This is a genomic window from Streptomyces sp. DSM 110735, assembly GCF_016482685.1.
In the GTDB taxonomy this organism is placed as follows: Bacteria; Actinomycetota; Actinomycetes; order Streptomycetales; family Streptomycetaceae; genus Streptomyces.
Window position 1 is genome coordinate 152,935 of record NZ_JACYHF010000007.1, and the last position, 17,120, is coordinate 170,054.

At 72.5% G+C, this 17,120-nt stretch carries 19 protein-coding genes; 8 read left to right on the plus strand and 11 right to left on the minus strand.

Annotated elements, in window-relative coordinates:
- Positions 1-295: 295 nt before the first annotated feature.
- Positions 296-880, minus strand: a complete 585-nt coding sequence (locus IF655_RS13905; protein ID WP_199585033.1) for a suppressor of fused domain protein — start codon at positions 878-880, stop codon at positions 296-298.
- 459 nt (positions 881-1,339) lie between these two features.
- Between IF655_RS13905 and IF655_RS13910 the strand changes: the two genes are divergently transcribed.
- Together IF655_RS13910 and IF655_RS13915 are read left to right on the plus strand one after the other, a co-directional pair.
- Positions 1,340-2,461 (plus strand): magnesium and cobalt transport protein CorA, encoded by a 1,122-nt coding sequence (locus IF655_RS13910; protein WP_199585034.1) that lies wholly within the window; start codon positions 1,340-1,342, stop codon positions 2,459-2,461.
- Positions 2,462-2,484: 23 nt separating this feature from the next.
- Positions 2,485-3,015 (plus strand): hypothetical protein, encoded by a 531-nt coding sequence (locus IF655_RS13915; RefSeq protein WP_199585035.1) that lies wholly within the window; start codon positions 2,485-2,487, stop codon positions 3,013-3,015.
- A gap of 19 nt (positions 3,016-3,034) precedes the next feature.
- Here IF655_RS13915 and IF655_RS13920 read toward each other — a convergent pair whose 3' ends face one another.
- Positions 3,035-3,766: a hypothetical protein gene (locus IF655_RS13920; RefSeq protein ID WP_199585036.1), complete on the minus strand. Its 732-nt coding sequence runs from the start codon at positions 3,764-3,766 to the stop codon at positions 3,035-3,037.
- Positions 3,767-3,963: 197 nt separating this feature from the next.
- Between IF655_RS13920 and IF655_RS13925 the strand changes: the two genes are divergently transcribed.
- The 3 genes from IF655_RS13925 to IF655_RS13935 are packed head-to-tail and all read left to right on the plus strand — an operon-like array spanning position 3,964 to position 7,049.
- A complete protein-coding gene (locus IF655_RS13925) occupies positions 3,964-5,259 on the plus strand; it encodes a magnesium transporter MgtE N-terminal domain-containing protein (RefSeq protein ID WP_199585037.1) in 1,296 nt (431 codons plus the stop codon).
- A complete protein-coding gene (locus IF655_RS13930; protein ID WP_199585038.1) occupies positions 5,249-5,872 on the plus strand; it encodes a DUF1003 domain-containing protein in 624 nt (207 codons plus the stop codon). Before IF655_RS13925 ends, IF655_RS13930 begins: the two co-directional genes overlap by 11 nt.
- A 43-nt stretch (positions 5,873-5,915) precedes the next feature.
- A complete protein-coding gene (locus IF655_RS13935; protein ID WP_199585039.1) occupies positions 5,916-7,049 on the plus strand; it encodes an Mrp/NBP35 family ATP-binding protein in 1,134 nt (377 codons plus the stop codon).
- A 58-nt stretch (positions 7,050-7,107) separates the two neighbouring features.
- Here the strand turns inward: IF655_RS13935 and IF655_RS13940 are convergent, their stop codons facing one another.
- The 5 genes from IF655_RS13940 to sigE all read right to left on the minus strand — a co-directional run bounded on the left by IF655_RS13940 (position 7,108) and on the right by sigE (position 11,822).
- Positions 7,108-7,779, minus strand: coding sequence for a hypothetical protein (locus IF655_RS13940; protein ID WP_199585040.1), 672 nt, complete (start codon positions 7,777-7,779; stop codon positions 7,108-7,110).
- Between the two features lie 265 nt (positions 7,780-8,044).
- Complete coding sequence (locus IF655_RS13945; protein WP_199585041.1) at positions 8,045-8,500, minus strand: sec-independent translocase; 456 nt, start codon at positions 8,498-8,500, stop codon at positions 8,045-8,047.
- A gap of 84 nt (positions 8,501-8,584) precedes the next feature.
- The gene (locus IF655_RS13950; protein ID WP_242488724.1) at positions 8,585-10,000 is read right to left on the minus strand and encodes a trypsin-like peptidase domain-containing protein; all 1,416 of its coding nucleotides are present in this window, start codon (positions 9,998-10,000) and stop codon (positions 8,585-8,587) included.
- Positions 10,001-10,140: 140 nt separating this feature from the next.
- The gene (locus IF655_RS13955; protein ID WP_199585042.1) at positions 10,141-11,109 is read right to left on the minus strand and encodes an anti-sigma factor; all 969 of its coding nucleotides are present in this window, start codon (positions 11,107-11,109) and stop codon (positions 10,141-10,143) included.
- Entirely contained in the window at positions 11,106-11,822 is a 717-nt protein-coding gene (gene sigE, locus IF655_RS13960) for an RNA polymerase sigma factor SigE (protein ID WP_199585043.1), read from the minus strand. Before sigE ends, IF655_RS13955 begins: the two co-directional genes overlap by 4 nt.
- A 244-nt stretch (positions 11,823-12,066) precedes the next feature.
- On the opposite strand from sigE, the gene IF655_RS13965 reads away from it, so the two are divergent.
- Positions 12,067-12,765: an O-methyltransferase gene (locus IF655_RS13965; protein ID WP_307814927.1), complete on the plus strand. Its 699-nt coding sequence runs from the start codon at positions 12,067-12,069 to the stop codon at positions 12,763-12,765.
- 111 nt (positions 12,766-12,876) lie between these two features.
- Here IF655_RS13965 and IF655_RS13970 read toward each other — a convergent pair whose 3' ends face one another.
- Positions 12,877-13,044 (minus strand): DUF3117 domain-containing protein, encoded by a 168-nt coding sequence (locus IF655_RS13970; protein WP_018544333.1) that lies wholly within the window; start codon positions 13,042-13,044, stop codon positions 12,877-12,879.
- 376 nt (positions 13,045-13,420) lie between these two features.
- Here IF655_RS13970 and IF655_RS13975 point away from each other — a divergent pair, with 376 nt between their 5' ends.
- Entirely contained in the window at positions 13,421-14,224 is an 804-nt protein-coding gene (locus IF655_RS13975; protein ID WP_199585044.1) for an enoyl-CoA hydratase/isomerase family protein, read from the plus strand.
- A gap of 35 nt (positions 14,225-14,259) precedes the next feature.
- Here IF655_RS13975 and IF655_RS13980 read toward each other — a convergent pair whose 3' ends face one another.
- A complete protein-coding gene (locus tag IF655_RS13980; protein WP_199585045.1) occupies positions 14,260-14,856 on the minus strand; it encodes a DNA-3-methyladenine glycosylase I in 597 nt (198 codons plus the stop codon).
- The gene (locus IF655_RS13985; protein ID WP_199585046.1) at positions 14,856-15,203 is read right to left on the minus strand and encodes a DivIVA domain-containing protein; all 348 of its coding nucleotides are present in this window, start codon (positions 15,201-15,203) and stop codon (positions 14,856-14,858) included. The genes IF655_RS13980 and IF655_RS13985 overlap by 1 nt, the downstream gene beginning before the upstream one ends.
- Positions 15,204-15,342: 139 nt before the next feature.
- Between IF655_RS13985 and folP the strand changes: the two genes are divergently transcribed.
- Positions 15,343-16,203 (plus strand): dihydropteroate synthase, encoded by an 861-nt coding sequence (folP, locus tag IF655_RS13990; RefSeq protein WP_199585047.1) that lies wholly within the window; start codon positions 15,343-15,345, stop codon positions 16,201-16,203.
- A gap of 66 nt (positions 16,204-16,269) precedes the next feature.
- On the opposite strand, the gene IF655_RS13995 is transcribed toward folP, so the two are convergent.
- Positions 16,270-17,028 (minus strand): TIGR00730 family Rossman fold protein, encoded by a 759-nt coding sequence (locus IF655_RS13995; protein WP_199585048.1) that lies wholly within the window; start codon positions 17,026-17,028, stop codon positions 16,270-16,272.
- Positions 17,029-17,120: the final 92 nt, after the last annotated feature.

Consider the following 17,120-nt stretch of genomic DNA (forward strand, 5'->3'; position numbering starts at 1 on the left):
GCGCAGCCGGAACCGGACAACGGGAGCGGAGAGCCCGACACTGGGAAACCGCCCCGGGAGCCCGGCACCGTCCGACGGCGGACCGCCACCGCAGGGGCGCCGAAGCCGCCGGAGCGCGGCGCAGCCGGAACCGGACAGCGGGAGTGGGAAACCCTGCGCCGACCGCGGAGCGTGGATGCACACGGCGCGGGCGAGCGCGTTCAGGTCCGGCGGCGGTCGCGTCGCACGCGACCGCGCTCCGCGCCCCAACTCCCCCGCGCTCCAGGCAGCTTGGTGAGCTTGCTCACCCCGGCGTTCAGTCCAGCGGGACGCCCGCGCGCAGCGGGTCGCGCAGATCGGTGCCGTGGGTCAGCCAGCGCTCCTGGAGAGCCTGCGCGCCGTGCACGCGTTTCCAGGCCGCCTCGTTCGGGGTCATCGGGAGCAGCGGCAGGAACCGTACGGGGTCCAGCGGGTCGTCGAGGTCCAGGTCCTCCACCAGACCGCCCGGCTCGCCGACCAGGACCGAGGTGAAGGAGGCGCCGGGCCACAGCGGCTCGCCGGTGTCCAGGGAGGCGCCGGGGGCGATCACCACGCCCTCGACCTGCGGGGACGCGGCGAGCACGGCGAGCGGTCTGAGCACCTGGTCGGTACCGGCGCGACCCGTGCGGACGGTGAGGACCAGCTCCGCGCGCGGTCCCCGGACGGGGTCGGCGACCATCGTCGTCGGGTCGGTCATGGGGTGCGCGGACATGCCGAGGCTGGCGTAGCGGACGAGGTCTCCCTCCAGGAAGCGGAGCACCTCCACGCGGTCGGCGCCGAGGAAGGTGACCGAGGCGCGCGCGTCCGGTTCGCCCAGGGCGGTGGTCAACCGGGCCTCGACCAGAGGAAGAACATCAACCATGCGGTGAGCATAGAACTCGTCAGTGGCAGGCAAAGCCGCGCCTTGACACCACAGGCGGCTGCTACGCTGAGCCGGTGGTTCGGGGCCGCGTGCAGAAGCACGCTGTCGAGTCCCGACGCCGATGAGACTCCCTTACGAGGGACCGGCCGGAGGAGGTGGGGCTGTCATGGATCGAAGTCGACCGTGCAGTACCACTCGCTCTTCCCGCCGTTGATGCCGTTCCTGGCCGGCTGCCACCTTCACGTTCGCGTTGCCGTTCGGAAGAGCACTTCGTTTCGCTTTGCCTGATCTGCCTGATCTCCATCAGTTCTGCATCAGTAGCGAAGTCGCCACCGCGACGGTGCGGTGCTCCCCGCTTTGTGGACGTGCCAAACCTACGGAGTCAGGACGTCCCCATTCCGGGTAGTTCCAGCCGTCGCGGGCCGCGCCCTTGCTGCCTGCCCGCGAAGGAGCCTGCCCATGTCGATGATCCGCGACCTGCGAGCCGTGGTCCGACCGTCCTCCCGCCCGACCCCGCGCGAGACGACGCCCGCGTACGACACCACGCGTGACCCGGCCACCCCGTCGGCCATCGTCGACTGCGCGGTCTACCGCGACGGCACCCGCGTCGAGAGCGACAAGCCGCTCGGCCCGCAGGAGGCGATGCGTCAGGTGCGGCGCGACGGCGGGTTCGTGTGGATCGGTCTGCACGAGCCGACCGAGGCCGAGTTCGCCGGGATCGCGAACGTCTTCGGGCTCCACCCGCTCGCCGTGGAGGACGCGGTGCAGGCGCACCAGCGCCCGAAGCTGGAGCGCTACGACGACTCCCTGTTCACCGTGTTCAAGACCATCCACTACGTCGAGCACGACCGGCTCACCGCCAACAGCGAGGTCGTCGAGACGGGTGAGGTCATGTGCTTCACCGGACGGGACTTCTTCATCACCGTCCGGCACGGCGGCCAGGGTTCGCTGCGCGCGCTGCGCCACCGCCTCCAGGACGACCCGGAGCTGCTCGCCAAGGGTCCCTCGGCCGTGCTGCACGCCATCGCCGACCATGTGGTGGACGGCTACCTCGCGGTCGCGGACGCCGTGCAGGACGACATCGACGAGGTGGAGACCGAGGTCTTCTCCCCCGGTCGCAACGGCGGTGTCTCGCGCGGTGTGGACTCGGCGCGGATCTACCAGCTCAAGCGCGAGGTACTGGAGTTCAAGCGCGCGGTCGCCCCGCTGCTGCGGCCGATGCAGTTGCTGAGCGAGCGTCCGATGCGGCTGATCGACCCGGACATCCAGAAGTACTTCCGTGACGTCGCGGACCACGTCGCCCGGGTGCACGAGCAGGTGGTCGGCTTCGACGAACTGCTGAACTCCATCCTCCAGGCGAACCTGGCGCAGGCGTCCGTCGCGCAGAACGAGGACATGCGCAAGATCACCGCCTGGGCGGCGATCATCGCCGTCCCCACCATGGTGTGCGGGGTGTACGGCATGAACTTCAAGCACATGCCCGAGCTGCACTGGAAGTACGGCTACCCGGTGATCATGGGCATCACGGTCGCCCTCTGCCTCGGCATCCACCGCACGCTGAAGCGCAACGGCTGGCTGTAGGCGCGCCTCGTTAGTCTGGGCGCATGAGTAGCGAGCTGCCCGGCCAGGACCTCTTCGACCAGGTCCTCATCGAGGAGGCCACCAAGAAGTCCGGTCTGATCTGGGTCCGGGGCACCGGGGTCGCCGCCGCGCGCCCGCTGTGGCACGTGTGGCACGAGGGCGCCGCCTGTCTGATCGGTGACGGTCCCGGTGAGCAGCCGCTGCCCGGTCTCACCGACGGCGGTGGCGCCGAGGTGACGGTGCGGAGCAAGGACAAGGGCGGTCGGCTGGTGAGCTGGCCCGCCACCGTGCACGCGCTGCCGCCCGGGTCGCCCGAGTGGGAGGCGGCGGTGGCCGAGCTGAAGGGCAAGCGGCTCAACGCCTCCGACAGCGAGACGATGACCGAGCGCTGGGCGCGCGAGTGCCGCGTGGTGCGCCTGGTGCCGACCGGCGCCGTGGAACCGCCGCCCACCGGCAGCCTGGCCGCCCCGCCGCTGCCCACCCCGGCGACGACCCGGCAGCCGATCCCGGCGGCGCTGCCGAGGCTGCTGACGCGCCGTCGCAAGAAGGGTTAGGAAGACGAGGGGCTTCGGCTCAGGACGCGGGCAGGCTGCTGCCGTAGTCCACGGTCTCCGAGGCGGGGGGCTCGGCGAGCGAGAAGCTCTTGCCCCAGTCGGAGAAGGTGAGCGTGCCCGCCCGTCCGGCGCGCACCAGGCGCAGCGGATAGGGCTTGCCCTCCAGGGAGACGTCGAGGGTGCCGCCCTGGCCGCCGTCACCGGTCACCCGGATCGTGCGGGTGCCGCCCTGCTCGTGGTGCCCGGCGGTGGCGAGCTTGCCGTGCAGGGTCAGCAGACCCGGCATCAGCACGTCCTTGTCGGTGAAGCCGATGAACTTCTTGTACGCCGCGTCCGCCTGCGGGACCTTCACGTACTTGCCCTGGAGCTTGGAGGCGGCCGAGGCGTCCCCCGCCCGCTTCCAGAAGTCGGCGTCCGCCTTGAGATACAGCTTCTCGCCGACGCGCAGCAGCCGGAACGCCGAGCCCTTGGCGGTGACCGAGCCGCTGGCGCCGCCCGACTTGAGCCGCATGTCGATCCGGTAGGTGTCCTTGCCGGTCACCACCGTTCCCGCCAGGTGCACGTCCTCGGCGCCGGCCGCCGCCGTCCGCGTACGCGACTGGATCTTGTCCGGGGGCAGCTTGCCGACACCGTTCGTGCCCGCGTCCGGGTCGTCGCCGCCGCAGCCCGCCAGCACCGTGGCCGAGAGGGCCAGGACGCACGCGCCGAGCGCGGTGCGACGGCGGGCGGGGATCCGGGGAATCGCAGTCACAGGTGGGGCTGCCTCTCTGTGGTTCCGAACGGCGTACGGCAGCGTACCGGGGGCTCCGGGCGGCCATGGAGCGAGCCCGTCCGGACCGTCCACCAGGGCGTGTCCGATCGGTACGGGCTAGCCTGAAGCGCACGCGAGTCGGCAAAACCGAGCGATCCCGAGCGATCGAGACAGATCGAGGCAAAGGAAGCGAAGCCATGGCAGCCGGTGCTCCCCGGATCTTCGTCTCGCACCTGGCCGGGGCTCCCGTGTTCGACCCGACCGGCGACCAGGTGGGCCGCGTCCGGGACCTCGTCGTCATGCTGCGCGTCGGGCGGCGTCCCCCGCGCGTCCTCGGTCTGGTCGTCGAGCTGTCCAACCGGCGCCGGATCTTCCTGCCGATGACCCGGGTGACCGGACTCGACTCCGGCCAGGTCATCTCCACCGGGGTGGTCAACGTGCGCCGCTTCGAGCAACGGCCCACCGAGCGGCTGGTGTTCGGGGAACTCCTGGACCGGCGCGTCCAACTGGTGGAGACCGGCGAGGAGGTCACCGTCCTCGACCTGTCCGTGCAGCAGCTCCCGGCGCGCCGGGACTGGGAGGTCGACCGCGTCTTCGTGCGCAAGGGCAAGAAGGGCGGCGCGTTCCGGCGGGCCAAGGGGGAGTCGCTGACGGTGCCCTGGTCGGACGTCACAGGGTTCTCGCTTGAGGAGCACGGGCAGGGCGCGGAGAGCCTGCTCGCCACCTTCGAGCAACTGCGCCCGGCGGACCTCGCCAACGTGCTGCACCACCTCTCCCCCAAGCGGCGCGCCGAGGTCGCCGCCGCCCTGGACGACGACCGGCTCGCGGACGTCCTGGAGGAGCTGCCCGAGGACGACCAGATCGAGATCCTCGGCAAGCTCAAGGAGGAGCGCGCCGCCGACGTCCTGGAGGCGATGGACCCCGACGACGCCGCCGACCTGCTCGGCGAGCTGCCCGAGGAGGACAAGGAGCGCCTGCTGAGCCTGATGCAGCCCGACGACGCGGCCGACATGCGGCGCCTGATGTCGTACGAGGAGCACACGGCGGGCGGGCTGATGACGACCGAGCCGATCGTGCTGCGCCCCGACGCCACCGTCGCGGACGCGCTCGCCCGGGTCCGCAACCCCGACCTCTCCCCCGCGCTCGCCGCGCAGGTCTACGTCTGCCGCCCGCCCGACGAGACGCCGACCGGCAAGTACCTGGGCACGGTGCACTTCCAGCGGCTGCTGCGCGACCCGCCGTACACCCTGGTCAGCTCGCTCATCGACGACGACCTCCAGTCCCTCGACCCGGACGCCACGCTGCCCGTCATCGCCGGGTTCTTCGCCACGTACGACATGGTCGCCGCGCCCGTGGTGGACGAGTCCGGCTCGCTGCTCGGCGCGGTCACCGTCGACGACGTGCTCGACCACATGCTGCCCGACGACTGGCGGGAGACGGAGTTCCATCTGGACGGCGCGATGGAACAGGGAGCCGCGAGCCATGGGGGCTGAGCGCGAGGGGAGCCGGGACGGTGGCCGCGAGCGCTCCCCGGCGGGCGCCACGGCCACCGCCCGCCCCCGTATGCCCCGTCTGGACCAGCCGCGCCCGCCGCGCAGGCGGGTGCTGCCGGAGTGGGACGCGGAGGCGTTCGGGCGCCTTTCGGAACGCATCGCCCGGTTCCTGGGAACGGGTCGCTTCCTGGTCTGGATGACGGTCGTCATCATCGTCTGGGTGCTGTGGAACATCGCGGCACCGGCGGTGGTGCGCTTCGACCCCTACCCGTTCATCTTCCTGACCCTGATGCTCTCCCTCCAGGCGTCCTACGCGGCGCCGCTGATCCTGCTCGCGCAGAACCGGCAGGACGACCGCGACCGGGTCAACCTGGAGCAGGACCGCAAGCAGAACGAGCGGTCGATCGCCGACACCGAGTACCTGACCCGGGAGATCGCCGCGCTGCGCATGGGTCTGGGCGAGGTCGCCACCCGCGACTGGATCCGCTCCGAGCTGCAGGACCTGATCCGGGACCTGGAGGAGGAGCGGCGCCGCGACGGTCACCCCTCCCGCATCGCATTCCCGGCGGAACGGGCGGAACGGCCGTCCGGGCGTGACGCAGACGACCGCTGAGGCGCTACACGGCGGCACCGCCTTGCGCCGTACCATCGACCTTATGGCTATGGAAGACGCGGTGCGCGAGGCACTGGCGACGGTGAACGACCCCGAGATCAACCGACCGATCACCGAACTCGGCATGGTCAAATCGGTGGAGATCGGCGCGGACGGCGCGGTCGCGGTCACGGTGTACCTGACGGTCTCCGGCTGCCCGATGCGCGAGACCATCACCGAGCGCGTGACCACGGCGGTCTCCCGCGTCGACGGGGTCTCCCGCGTCGACGTCGCGCTGGACGTGATGAGCGACGAGCAGCGCCGGGAGCTGGCCAACGCGCTGCGCGGCGGCCAGGCCGAGCGCGAGATCCCCTTCGCCAAGCCGGGCAGCCTCACCCGGGTGTACGCGGTCGCCTCCGGCAAGGGCGGCGTCGGCAAGTCCTCCGTGACGGTGAACCTGGCGGCCGCGATGGCCGCCGACGGTCTGAAGGTCGGTGTCGTGGACGCCGACATCTACGGCCACAGCGTGCCGCGCATGCTGGGCGCGGACGGCCGTCCCACCCAGGTCGAGAACATGATCATGCCGCCGTCGGCGAACGGCGTGAAGGTCATCTCGATCGGCATGTTCACCCCGGGCAACGCGCCGGTCGTCTGGCGCGGTCCGATGCTGCACCGCGCGCTCCAGCAGTTCCTGTCGGACGTGTACTGGGGCGACCTGGACGTGCTGCTGCTCGACCTGCCGCCGGGCACTGGTGACATCGCCATCTCGGTGGCCCAGCTCGTCCCGAACGCGGAGATCCTGGTCGTGACGACCCCGCAGCAGGCGGCGGCCGAGGTGGCCGAGCGCGCGGGCTCCATCGCGGTGCAGACCCACCAGAAGATCGTCGGCGTGGTCGAGAACATGTCGGGTCTGCCCTGCCCGCACTGCGGCGAGATGGTCGACGTGTTCGGCACCGGCGGCGGTCAGACGGTCGCCGAGGGCCTGACCCGCACCACCGGCGCGACGGTCCCGGTGCTCGGCAGCATCCCGATCGACGTGCGCCTGCGCGAGGGCGGCGACGACGGCAAGCCGGTCGTGCTGACCGACCCCGAGTCCCCGGCGGGCTCGGCGCTGCGCTCCATCGCGGGCAAGCTGGGCGGGCGCCAGCGCGGTCTGTCGGGGCTGTCGCTTGGGATCACCCCGCGCAACAAGTTCTGAGGCGGTACGGGGAAGGGGGGCACCGGCGGGTCGCGCCGGTGCCCCCCTTTCCGTGTCGTCAGGCGTAGGCGCCGATGTCCTTGACGACGGCGAAGCCGAGCCCGTAGGCGCTCATGCCCCGGCCGTACGCGCCGACGTGGACGCCCGCCTCGGTGGCACCGGCGAGCACCCAGCCGAACTCGGACTCCCGGTAGTGGAAGGGCGTGGCGACGCCGTCCACGGGCAGGGAGAGCGTGGACCACTCCGCGCCCTGGAGGTCGTCGGCGAGCGCCCAGGCGGTCTCGGTCTGCTGGTCCAGCCAGTCGTCGCGCAGGGTGTGGTCCATCTGGCCGGGCCAGGTGACCGACAGCAGCCCCACCCCGGCCAGCCACGCCGCCGAGGAGACCGAGGTGGCCTCCAGGAGCCCGGTGCCGTCCGCGCTGCGCCGCGAGGGGTTCACCGGGACGGTCACGACGACCGCGAACTTCTCCCTCGCCTCGTCGGCCGCCGAGGCGCTGTACTCGCCCAGCACCGAGGGCTCCTCGCCGTGGCCGATCGACCCGTGTTCCACGGCGCCGTCGGCGGCGGTGCCGACCTGCATCAGCCAGCGGGCGCCCGTGAACGCCTCGTCCAGGCCGTACCACGGGAAGGGCGCCCGCAGATAGCCGTCGACCGATCGGTGGCCGGACGGGCCCCGCTGTCCGCCCGCCGCGGCCGGCGTCTTCGCGCCCACCCGACTCGTCGTCTCCATGCCCGGACGCCTCCTCGCTCTCGTCGGACCGGGGCTGCCCGCCCCCCTTCGGGCGTACGCGCCCGGTCCGCACAACAACTCGGCAGCATATCCACACCGCTGAGAGCCGCTGGGAAACCGCCCTGCTCGTGGGTCGCGCGGGAAGCGGGCGGACGCGATGGGCGGCAGGTACGCGCCGTTCAGGGGGTCGTGAGGGACGGATACGGCCGCGTGTCGCGCGGTGGGCCGTACGGGTGAGCCGGGGCTCGGTGCGGGTGGGACGGGCTCAGGTGGCGTCGGCGTCGAAGGGCGGACGCTCGTCCGGGACCGGCGTGTCGGGACGCTTGGTCAGGTCGGGGCGCTTGGTCATGTCGATCCGCCCGCCCGACGGGGTCTGCGGGACGGCGGGTACGGCCGTGTCGTGACCGTTGACCGAGTCCGTGAGGTCGCTCATCTCGCGCTTGAGGTCGAAGCCGCTGCGGATCTCCTGGAGCCCCAGCTCGTCGTTGGCCAACTGCTTGCGCAGGAAGGTCTTGGGGTTCAGGTCCTCGAACTCGAAGTCCTTGAACTCGGGACCCAGCTCGCTGCGGATGTCCTGCTTGGCGCTGTCCGAGAACTCGCGGATCTTGCGGATCGTGCGCGTGACGTCCTGGATGAACTTGGGGAGCTTGTCCGGACCGAAGACGAGCACGGCGAGGACGATGAGCGTGACCAGCTCAAGCGGCCCTATGTCATTGAACACCTGAAGCTCCTTGGGATGTCCTCGGTCGCTCAACGGTACCCGGCGCGGTCGGCGGTCCGGTACCGCGCCCGGGTGAGACTTCCGTCAGTTCCGCCCGGAGGCACCCAGGACCAGCGAGACGGCGTGCTGGGTTCCGGCGCGTTCCACGGTGAGGCGAAGCCGGTCGCCGGGGCGGTGGGCGCGGATCCTGACGATCAGCTCCTCGCCCGAGTGGACCCGGTGGCCGTCGACCGCCGTGATCAGGTCGCCCGCCTTCAGCCCGGCCCGGTCGCCGGGCCCGCCGGGCTGCACGGCGGGACCGCCGGTGCCGCCCTTGGCGGAGACGCGGGCGGCGTCTCCGGTGTAGCCCATGTCGAGGGTGACGCCGATGACGGGGTGCGTGGCGTGTCCCTCGTTGATCAGCTCCTCGGCGACACGCCGCGCCTGGTTGGCCGGGATGGCGAAGCCGAGCCCGATGGAACCCGCCTGGCTCTCGCCGGAGTCCGCGTCGCTTCCGGCGGAACGGATGGCGGAGTTGATGCCGACGACCTGGGCGTGCGAGTCGAGGAGCGGACCGCCGGAGTTGCCGGGGTTGATCGGCGCGTCGGTCTGGAGCGCGTCGACGTAGGAGATGTCGCTGCCGTCGCCCTTCTCGCCCCCCGCGGTGATGGGGCGTTCCTTGGCGCTGATGATGCCGGAGGTGACGGTGTTCGCCAGGTCGAAGGGGGCGCCGATGGCGACGACCGGGTCTCCCACGCGCACGTCGTCGGAGTCCCCGAGCGGCAGCGGGGTGAGCCCGCTGACGCCGCTGACCTGGACGACGGCGAGGTCGTACCCGCTGTCCCGGCCGACGACGCGGGCCCGGGCGGTGTCGCCGCCGCTGAACGTCACCGTGATCTCGCCGCCGGAGGAGGCGGGCGCGACGACGTGGTTGTTGGTGAGGATGTGGCCGCGCGTGTCGAGGACGAACCCGGTGCCGGTCCCCGCCTCGTCGTCGCCGCTGACATGCAGGGTGACGACGCTGGGCAGCGCCCGCGCGGCTATCCCGGCCACACTGTCGGGCGCCCGCCCCGCGGGCACCTTCGCCGCCCGCGGCAGATGCACGTCCCCGATCCCGGCCCGCTCCAGCCACGCCCCGGCGAACCCGCCGACGCCTCCGGCGAGGAGCGCGACGGCGACCCCCCACCCGAGCAGCACCGTCCGCTTCGAGCGCCGTTCCACGGGCACGGCGGCACCGGTCTGCTGAAGGGGGGCGTGCGACACGGCCCAGGGGTCGTAGCGGCCCCAGGGGTCGGCGTGGGGTGCCTGGCGGGTCGCCGGGTCCGGGAGGGCGTCGGCGGCGGGATACGGCGCCTGCGGGGGCACCAGGGGCGTCCCGGGGGCGGGTGCCGCTCCGGGGTCCTGGAGGGGCGGGGCAGGAGATGCCCCCGGTTCCGCCGGGCCGAGCCCAGCCGCAGGCGTCCGCGTCCGCGGTCCCTCCCGCTCGTCGTCCGGGACGTACGGCGGGTTGCCCTCGTTCATGCTCTCCCCACGGCTGGCCGCGGCCGGGTGTGTCGGTGGTGGCCGCGGGACTCGGTCCCCTGGCGGTGCCCGGGGTTCAAGCGGTCCGGGCACGGCTCACAGGATTCAACCAGGTCTGGCGTGAGGAGTGCGGGCGGCGGTCAGGGCGTCTGCCGGAACGGGGACGTGGCGGGGGCGGGCGCGGCGGAGGGTCCGGGGACGGGGGCCCAGGAGGCCGTGGGCGCGGCGGAGTTGACAGAGAACGGGGTGATCTCGTCCAGCGGGCGTATCAGCGGGGTGGCGGCAGCCGAGGGCGTCGACGGCAGCGCGAGGTCGCGCGCGGTGTCCTGGGCGCGACCGTCCGCCGGGGAGGGCACGCCGGGCAGCAGGGGCGCGGAGACGGAGGTGGGGACCACGGGGAACTGGCCGAGCTGTCCGGCGCCCTGGGCGAGCAGCGGGGCGGTGGCGCGGCGGCGCTGGGCTTCCGGCGCGGCTGCCGTACCCGGTGTGCCGGTGCCCGTGCTCATGCCGGTGCCGGTACTGGCCGAGCGGGCCGGGGCCACGTTGCTGCCCGCGCCGGAGCCGCCGCGGGCGTCCGCCGTGACGTCGCCGGGGAGGGCGCCGCCCACGCCGCCGAGGGCGACCGCCGCGAGGGAGACCGCTCCGGCGGCGGCGACCGCGAACCGCAGCCCGCGCGAGGCGGACCGCTCCCCGACGGGGTGGATGCGGAAACCCTGCTCCTCGGGCACGGCCGCGTGGGCGGGGACGGCCGGGACGTAGCCGAAGGCGAAGCGGTCGGGGTCGCGCACGCCGAAGACCCCGGCGTCGGGACCGGGTCCGAAGGGACCGCCGGGCAACGGGTCCCCGCTGTCGGGACCGCCGCCGGGCAGCCCTTGGAGGCGGGCGAGGAAGCTCTCGGAGGGCGGCGGCGGGGCCGCCTGCGCGAACACGTTCTTCAGGCGCCGCTGCGCGTCCGCCTCCGCCTTGCACCGGCCGCAGGTGGCCAGGTGCGCGAGGACGCGCTCGCGCGTCTCGTGACCGAGTTCTCCGTCGACCAGGGCGGAGAGCCGGTCTCCCAGGTGCTGTTCCGCGAGGTGTGCCGTCGCGGGTTCGGGCCGGGATGCGCTCACGCGGGTGTGCCCCCTCCGCCGAGTGCGGGCACCGCCGCCACGAAGGAGCGGCGCTCGGCGCGGCGCGCCTCGGGCGAGCGGTGGGCGAGTGCCTTGCGGAGCTGGGAGCGGCCGCGGTGGATGCGGGAGCGGACGGTGCCGAGCTTCACGCCGAGGGTCGCGGCGATCTCCTCGTACGACAGCCCCTCGATGTCGCACAGCACGACGGCGGCGCGGAACTCGGGCGCGAGGGTGTCCAGCGCCTGCTGCACGTCCGCGTCGAAGTGGGCGTCGTTGAAGACCTGCTGGGGGGTGGGCTCGCGGCTGGGCAGGCGCTCGGCCGCGTCGTCGCCGAGGGCGTCGAAGCGGATGCGCTGCTTGCGCCGGACCATGTCCAGGAACAGGTTGGTGGTGATGCGGTGCAGCCAGCCCTCGAAGGTGCCGGGCGAGTACGTCGACAGCGAGCGGAAGACGCGGACGAAGACCTCCTGGGTGAGGTCCTCCGCGTCGTGCTGATTGCCCGTGAGGCGGTAGGCCAGGCGGTAGACGCGACCGCTGTGCGTGCTGACGATCTCCTCCCAACTGGGCGGAGTCCACGCCTGTGCGTCCGCGTCGGTGGCGAAGGTCGCGGTCTGCGCGGTCTGGGAGTCGCCGGCGGCGATTCCGGCGGGACGGTCAGCAGCGGTGTCGGTCACGGATTTCGGCCTGCCCGACCCGAGAAAGCGCCGCAGCACTCCTCCCCGGTCCCCGGGCGCGGCCGCACCTCCCCTGTCGGCTCTGGTGGTGTCCAGTGGAGCCCCTACCATAGCCACCTCGCCCGTTAGCTCCGGATAAGCGGTTTTACGAGAATTTGACGCGCGGCGCCCCGGGTCGTCCGGCTGCGTGCGCTTGTGTTCCGCACCCTGCGTCACCCTTCGCCCCCGTCGCGTTCCACCCGCCCGGCGATGTGCCGGCTCATCCTGTTGAACGCTCGGTCCCATCTGCGGGTTCCCGTCCCCAACGGATACAGTCACGCCGAGGCAATTACGGGGACAGGAGAGGGCCATTACCGGCAACCGGCAGACGAGCTGGGCGTTCGCCGACGCCTTTGTCGCCGAGGACGAAGCACTGCTCTGGGCCCGCGACCGGGCCCGGGACGCGGGGCTGCGCTCGGTGACGCCCAGCACGGGTGCCGCGCTGCGGCTGCTGGCCGCCTCGGTGGACGCCAAGGCGGTCGCCGAGATCGGCACCGGCTGCGGCGTGTCCGGGATCCACCTGCTGCACGGCATGCGCCCGGACGGGGTCCTCACGACCGTCGATCCGGAGCCGGAGCACCAGCAGTTCGCCCGGCAGGCGTTCCGCGCCTGCGGCTTCGCCAGCAACCGGGCGCGGTTCATCCCGGGTCCCGCCCTCGACGTGCTGCCCCGCCTCGCGGACGCGGGCTACGACCTCGTCTTCTGCGACGGCGACCGCCTGGAGTACTCCAGCTACCTCGCTGAATCGTTGCGGCTGCTGCGCCCCGGCGGTCTGGTGGTCTTCGAGGGCGTCTTCGCGGGCGGCCGTACGGTCGACTCGGGTCCGCAGCCGACCGAGGTGCTGCGGCTGCGCGAACTGCTGCGCACGGTGCGCGAGAGCGAGGAGCTGGTGACCTCGCTGCTGCCCGTGGGCGACGGGCTGCTCTGCGCCGTCAAGCGCTGAGCCGGTTCCGCCGGGCGTCGAGCCGTTCCCCGGCGTGCCGTACCCGCCCCAAAAACGCGATGACCCCGGCACCGCGAGCGGTACCGGGGTCATCAGGAGATCGGGAGCGCGTCAGACGACGACCTTCTTGAGGGCGTCGCCGAGCGCCTCGGCCTCGTCAGGGGTCAGCTCGACGACGAGTCGACCGCCGCCTTCGAGCGGAACGCGCATGACGATGCCCCGCCCCTCCTTGGTCACCTCGAGCGGGCCATCACCCGTCCGCGGCTTCATGGCCGCCATGCTCGTACCCCTTCCTGAAACCAGGCTCATCGTCTGCCGACGACCCCACGGAGGGCACCCGCGGTCCACTGAGGGGACACACGACACCGGCATCGAACACATTGCTTCCCAGCCATTATCCCGCATCGCAGGACCCGATGACCAACATCGGTCGGCATCGCTTGGGCAACGCGCGCGAGCAAAACCACTCAATTCGGGGATGTGCCTGCGATACTTCGCCGCCGCGCACACGGCTCCCGGGGCACTCCGTACCGGTTTTCTTTGACGCAGGTCACACGGACACCGCGGCCCAGGAGCGGCGATCTCCGCCATGCTGTCCTCGGACAAGGGCGTACCGGTCGGTACGTCACAGCCGCGACACCGGAGGGGACGCGCCATGGCCGACACCGTGCTCTACGAGGTGAACGACGGGCTCGCGACGATCGAGCTGAACCGTCCCGAGGCGATGAACGCCCTGGACATCGCCACCAAGAACGCCCTGCGCGAGGCGGCGGAGGCGGCAGGTTCCGATCCGGCGGTGCGGGCGGTGCTGCTGACGGCGGCGGGCGAGCGCGCCTTCTGCGTCGGCCAGGACCTCAAGGAGCACATCGGGCTCCTCGCCGCCGACCGGGAATCCGGCTCGGGGCAGACGATGAGCACGGTCAAGGAGCACTACAACCCGATCGTGCGCGCCCTGGTGGACGCGCCGAAGCCGGTGGTCGCGGCGGTGAACGGGGTCGCTGCCGGGGCGGGCTTCGGCTTCGCGCTCGCGGCGGACTACCGCCTCGTGGCGGACACGGCGTCCTTCAACACCTCGTTCGCCGGGGTCGCGCTGACCGCCGACTCGGGGATCTCCTGGACGCTGCCCCGCGTGGTCGGTCCGGGCCGCGCCACCGATCTGCTGCTCTTCCCGCGCTCCCTGACCGCCCAGGAGGCGCTGGAGCTGGGGATCGCGAACCGGCTGGTGCCCGCCGCCGAACTGCGCGCCGAGGCCGAGCGGGTGGCGCGCAGGCTCGCCGAGGGCCCGACGGTGGCGTACGCGGCGCTGAAGGAGTCGGTGGCCTACGGGCTGTCCCACTCCCTCGCCGAGACCCTGGAGAAGGAGGACGAACTCCAGAGCCGCGCGGGCGCCTCCGAGGACCACGCGATCGCGGTGCGGGCGTTCGTGGAGAAGCGGAAGCCGACGTACCTCGGCCGCTGACCGGCGGACGTCCCGAAAAGCCCGCCCGCGCCCGCTCAGGCGCCCCGGGTGATCCCTCTGCCGACGCAGGTCTCCAGGTGGTCGTCGACCAGCCCGCAGGCCTGCATCAGCGCGTACGCCGTCGTGGGTCCGACGAAGCGCAGACCCCGCTTCTTCAGCGCCTTGGACAGGGCGGTGGACTCGGGCGTCACGGCGGCCACGTCCCCGAGGACCCTGGGCACCGGGCGTCCGGCCGGGTCCGGGGCGTGGGACCAGATCAGCTCGTCCAGCTCGCCCTCGGACCACTCCGCGAGCACGCGCGCGTTGGCGAGCGTGGCGTCGATCTTGGCGCGGTTGCGGATGATCCCGGTGTCGGCCAGCAGCCGCTCGCGGTCCTCGTCGGTGAAGGCGGCGACCTTCTCGATGTGGAAGCCCGCGAACGCGGCACGGAAGCCGGGCCTGCGGCGCAGGATGGTGATCCAGGAAAGCCCGGACTGGAACGCCTCCAGGCTGAGCCGCTCGAAGAGGGCGTCGTCGCCGTGGACCGGGCGCCCCCACTCCTCGTCGTGGTAGGCCACGTACTCCTCGGCGGACAGCGCCCAGGGGCAGCGGAGCCTGCCGTCGGACCCCGCCAGTGCGGTGCCGTCGCTCATCACGCCTCCTCGGGTCCGGGCTTGTCCAGGCGGGTGGGTCCGGCGCCGCGGGCACCGGCGAGCGCGGACTCCAGGTCCGCGATCCGGGCGTCGCGCTCGGCAAGTTCGGCGGCGATCCGGCCGAGCGCGTCGTCCACGTCGGCCATGCGGTAGCCGCGCGGGGCCAGCGGGAAGCGCAGGCTCTCCACGTCGGCGCCGCCGACCGGACGGTCCGCCGGGAGCGGGTCCGTCAGCCGCTCGGGCGCGGCTTCCGGGAGCGGGGTGCTCTCCCCGCCGCCCACCACGGCGAGCGTCACCGCGGCCACCACGACGGCCAGCGCGACGACCAGGAACAAGAACATCAGCATCGCCAGGGTTCCCCAAGCTCGATGTGCCCGGCGCGGTGCCGGTGGCCCAATGTGTCTGGGTCCGATCGTGCCATGCGACGCTGACAGTCAGGGCCCACGGACGGGATCGCCGTGGGCGGGTGAGGAGAGGTCACAGGGGATGCTCAGGCTGGGCACGCGGGAATTCGGGCCGCACGAGCCGGTGGTGATGGCGATCGTCAACCGGACCCCGGACTCCTTCTACGACCGCGGCGCCACGTTCACCGACGACGCCGCGCTGACACGCGTGGAACAGGCGGTGGCCGAGGGGGCGGCGATCATCGACATCGGCGGGGTGAAGGCGGGTCCCGGCGAGGAGGTCACGGCGGAGGAGGAGGCGCGGCGCACGGTCGGTTTCGTGGCCGAGGTGCGGCGCCGGTTCCCGGACGTGGTGATCAGCGTGGACACCTGGCGCGCCGAGGTCGGGGAGGCGGTGTGCGAGGCGGGCGCCGATCTGCTGAACGACGCGTGGGGCGGCGCCGACCCCGGCCTGGCGGAGGTCGCCGCGCGGTACGGCGTGGGTCTGGCGTGCACGCACGCGGGGCGCGCCGAGCCGCGTACGCGCCCGCACCGGGTGGCGTACGACGACGTCATGGCCGACATCCTGGACGTCACCCTGGGGCTCGCGGAGCGGGCGGTGGCGCTCGGTGTGCCGCGCGAGTCGGTGCTGATCGACCCGGGGCACGACTTCGGCAAGAACACCCGGCACAGTCTGGAGGCGACGCGCCGCCTGGGCGAGATGACGGCGACGGGCTGGCCGGTGCTGGTGTCGCTGTCCAACAAGGACTTCGTCGGGGAGACCCTGGACAAGCCGGTCAAGGAGCGGCTGATCGGGACGCTCGCGACCACGGCGGTGTCGGCGTGGCTGGGCGCGCAGGTGTACCGGGTGCACGAGGTCGCGGAGACCCGGCAGGTCCTCGACATGGTGGCGTCGATCGCCGGGCACCGGCCGCCCGCGACGGCGCGGCGGGGTCTGGCCTGAGGAGCCGCCCCAGGACACGCCCCGCGTGCCCCCAGGGACGGCACCTCGCCGTCCCTGGGGCGGGGTTCAGCGGGCCGCCTCCTTGGAGACAAGGGCGACCGCCTCGTCCACGTCGTCCGTGACGTGGAAGAGCATCAGGTCCTTCTCCGACGCCTTGCCCTGGGCGACCAGGGTGCCGCGCAGCCAGTCGACCAGTCCGCCCCAGTACGCGCTGCCGAACAGGACGATCGGGAACCGGGTCACCTTCTGGGTCTGCACCAGGGTGAGCGCCTCGAACAGCTCGTCCAGGGTGCCGAGCCCGCCGGGCAGGACGACGAAACCCTGGGCGTACTTGACAAACATCATCTTTCGGACGAAGAAGTACCGGAAGTTCAGCCCGATGTCGACGTACGGGTTCAGCCCCTGTTCGAAGGGCAGCTCGATGCCGAGGCCGACCGAGACGCCGCCCGCTTCCAGGGCGCCCTTGTTGGCCGCCTCCATGGCGCCGGGACCGCCCCCGGTGATCACCGCCCAGCCGGCCTCCACCAGACCGCGTCCGAGGCGTACACCGGCGTCGTACTCCGGCGAGTCCACCGGGGTGCGCGCCGAGCCGAACACACTGATCGCGGGCGGCAGCTCGGCGAGCGTGCCGAAGCCCTCGATGAACTCCGACTGGATGCGCAGCACCCGCCAGGGGTCGGTGTGCACCCAGTCGGTGGGGGCGCGCTCGTCCAGGAGCCGCTGGTCGGTGGTGCTGGCCTGCACCTGGCCGCGCCGCCTGAGGACCGGACCGAGCCGCTGCTCGTCCGGCGGGCGCTTCTTCCCCTCGGGGTTTCCCGTGGCCATGTGCGCTCCCTCCACTTGCCGGTATTTCGTCCTCAGCCTAGATCCGCATCCGTTACGGCGGGGGGACGTGAGCATGTCCGGGACGAGGCGCC

Bases quoted from the DNA above. Each gene is read 5' to 3' on its own strand.
- IF655_RS13930 (WP_199585038.1), top strand. From the start codon at position 5,249: ATGGGGGCTGAGCGCGAGGGGAGCCGGGACGGTGGCCGCGAGCGCTCC.
- IF655_RS13970 (WP_018544333.1), bottom strand. From the start codon at position 13,044: ATGGCGGCCATGAAGCCGCGGACGGGTGATGGCCCGCTCGAGGTGACC.
- IF655_RS13995 (WP_199585048.1), bottom strand. From the start codon at position 17,028: ATGGCCACGGGAAACCCCGAGGGGAAGAAGCGCCCGCCGGACGAGCAG.
- IF655_RS13940 (WP_199585040.1), bottom strand. From the start codon at position 7,779: ATGGAGACGACGAGTCGGGTGGGCGCGAAGACGCCGGCCGCGGCGGGC.
- IF655_RS13950 (WP_242488724.1), bottom strand. From the start codon at position 10,000: ATGAACGAGGGCAACCCGCCGTACGTCCCGGACGACGAGCGGGAGGGA.
- IF655_RS13910 (WP_199585034.1), top strand. From the start codon at position 1,340: ATGTCGATGATCCGCGACCTGCGAGCCGTGGTCCGACCGTCCTCCCGC.
- IF655_RS13925 (WP_199585037.1), top strand. From the start codon at position 3,964: ATGGCAGCCGGTGCTCCCCGGATCTTCGTCTCGCACCTGGCCGGGGCT.
- IF655_RS13975 (WP_199585044.1), top strand. From the start codon at position 13,421: ATGGCCGACACCGTGCTCTACGAGGTGAACGACGGGCTCGCGACGATC.
- IF655_RS13905 (WP_199585033.1), bottom strand. From the start codon at position 880: ATGGTTGATGTTCTTCCTCTGGTCGAGGCCCGGTTGACCACCGCCCTG.
- folP (WP_199585047.1), top strand. From the start codon at position 15,343: ATGCTCAGGCTGGGCACGCGGGAATTCGGGCCGCACGAGCCGGTGGTG.
- IF655_RS13985 (WP_199585046.1), bottom strand. From the start codon at position 15,203: ATGCTGATGTTCTTGTTCCTGGTCGTCGCGCTGGCCGTCGTGGTGGCC.
- IF655_RS13935 (WP_199585039.1), top strand. From the start codon at position 5,916: ATGGCTATGGAAGACGCGGTGCGCGAGGCACTGGCGACGGTGAACGAC.
- IF655_RS13980 (WP_199585045.1), bottom strand. From the start codon at position 14,856: ATGAGCGACGGCACCGCACTGGCGGGGTCCGACGGCAGGCTCCGCTGC.
- IF655_RS13915 (WP_199585035.1), top strand. From the start codon at position 2,485: ATGAGTAGCGAGCTGCCCGGCCAGGACCTCTTCGACCAGGTCCTCATC.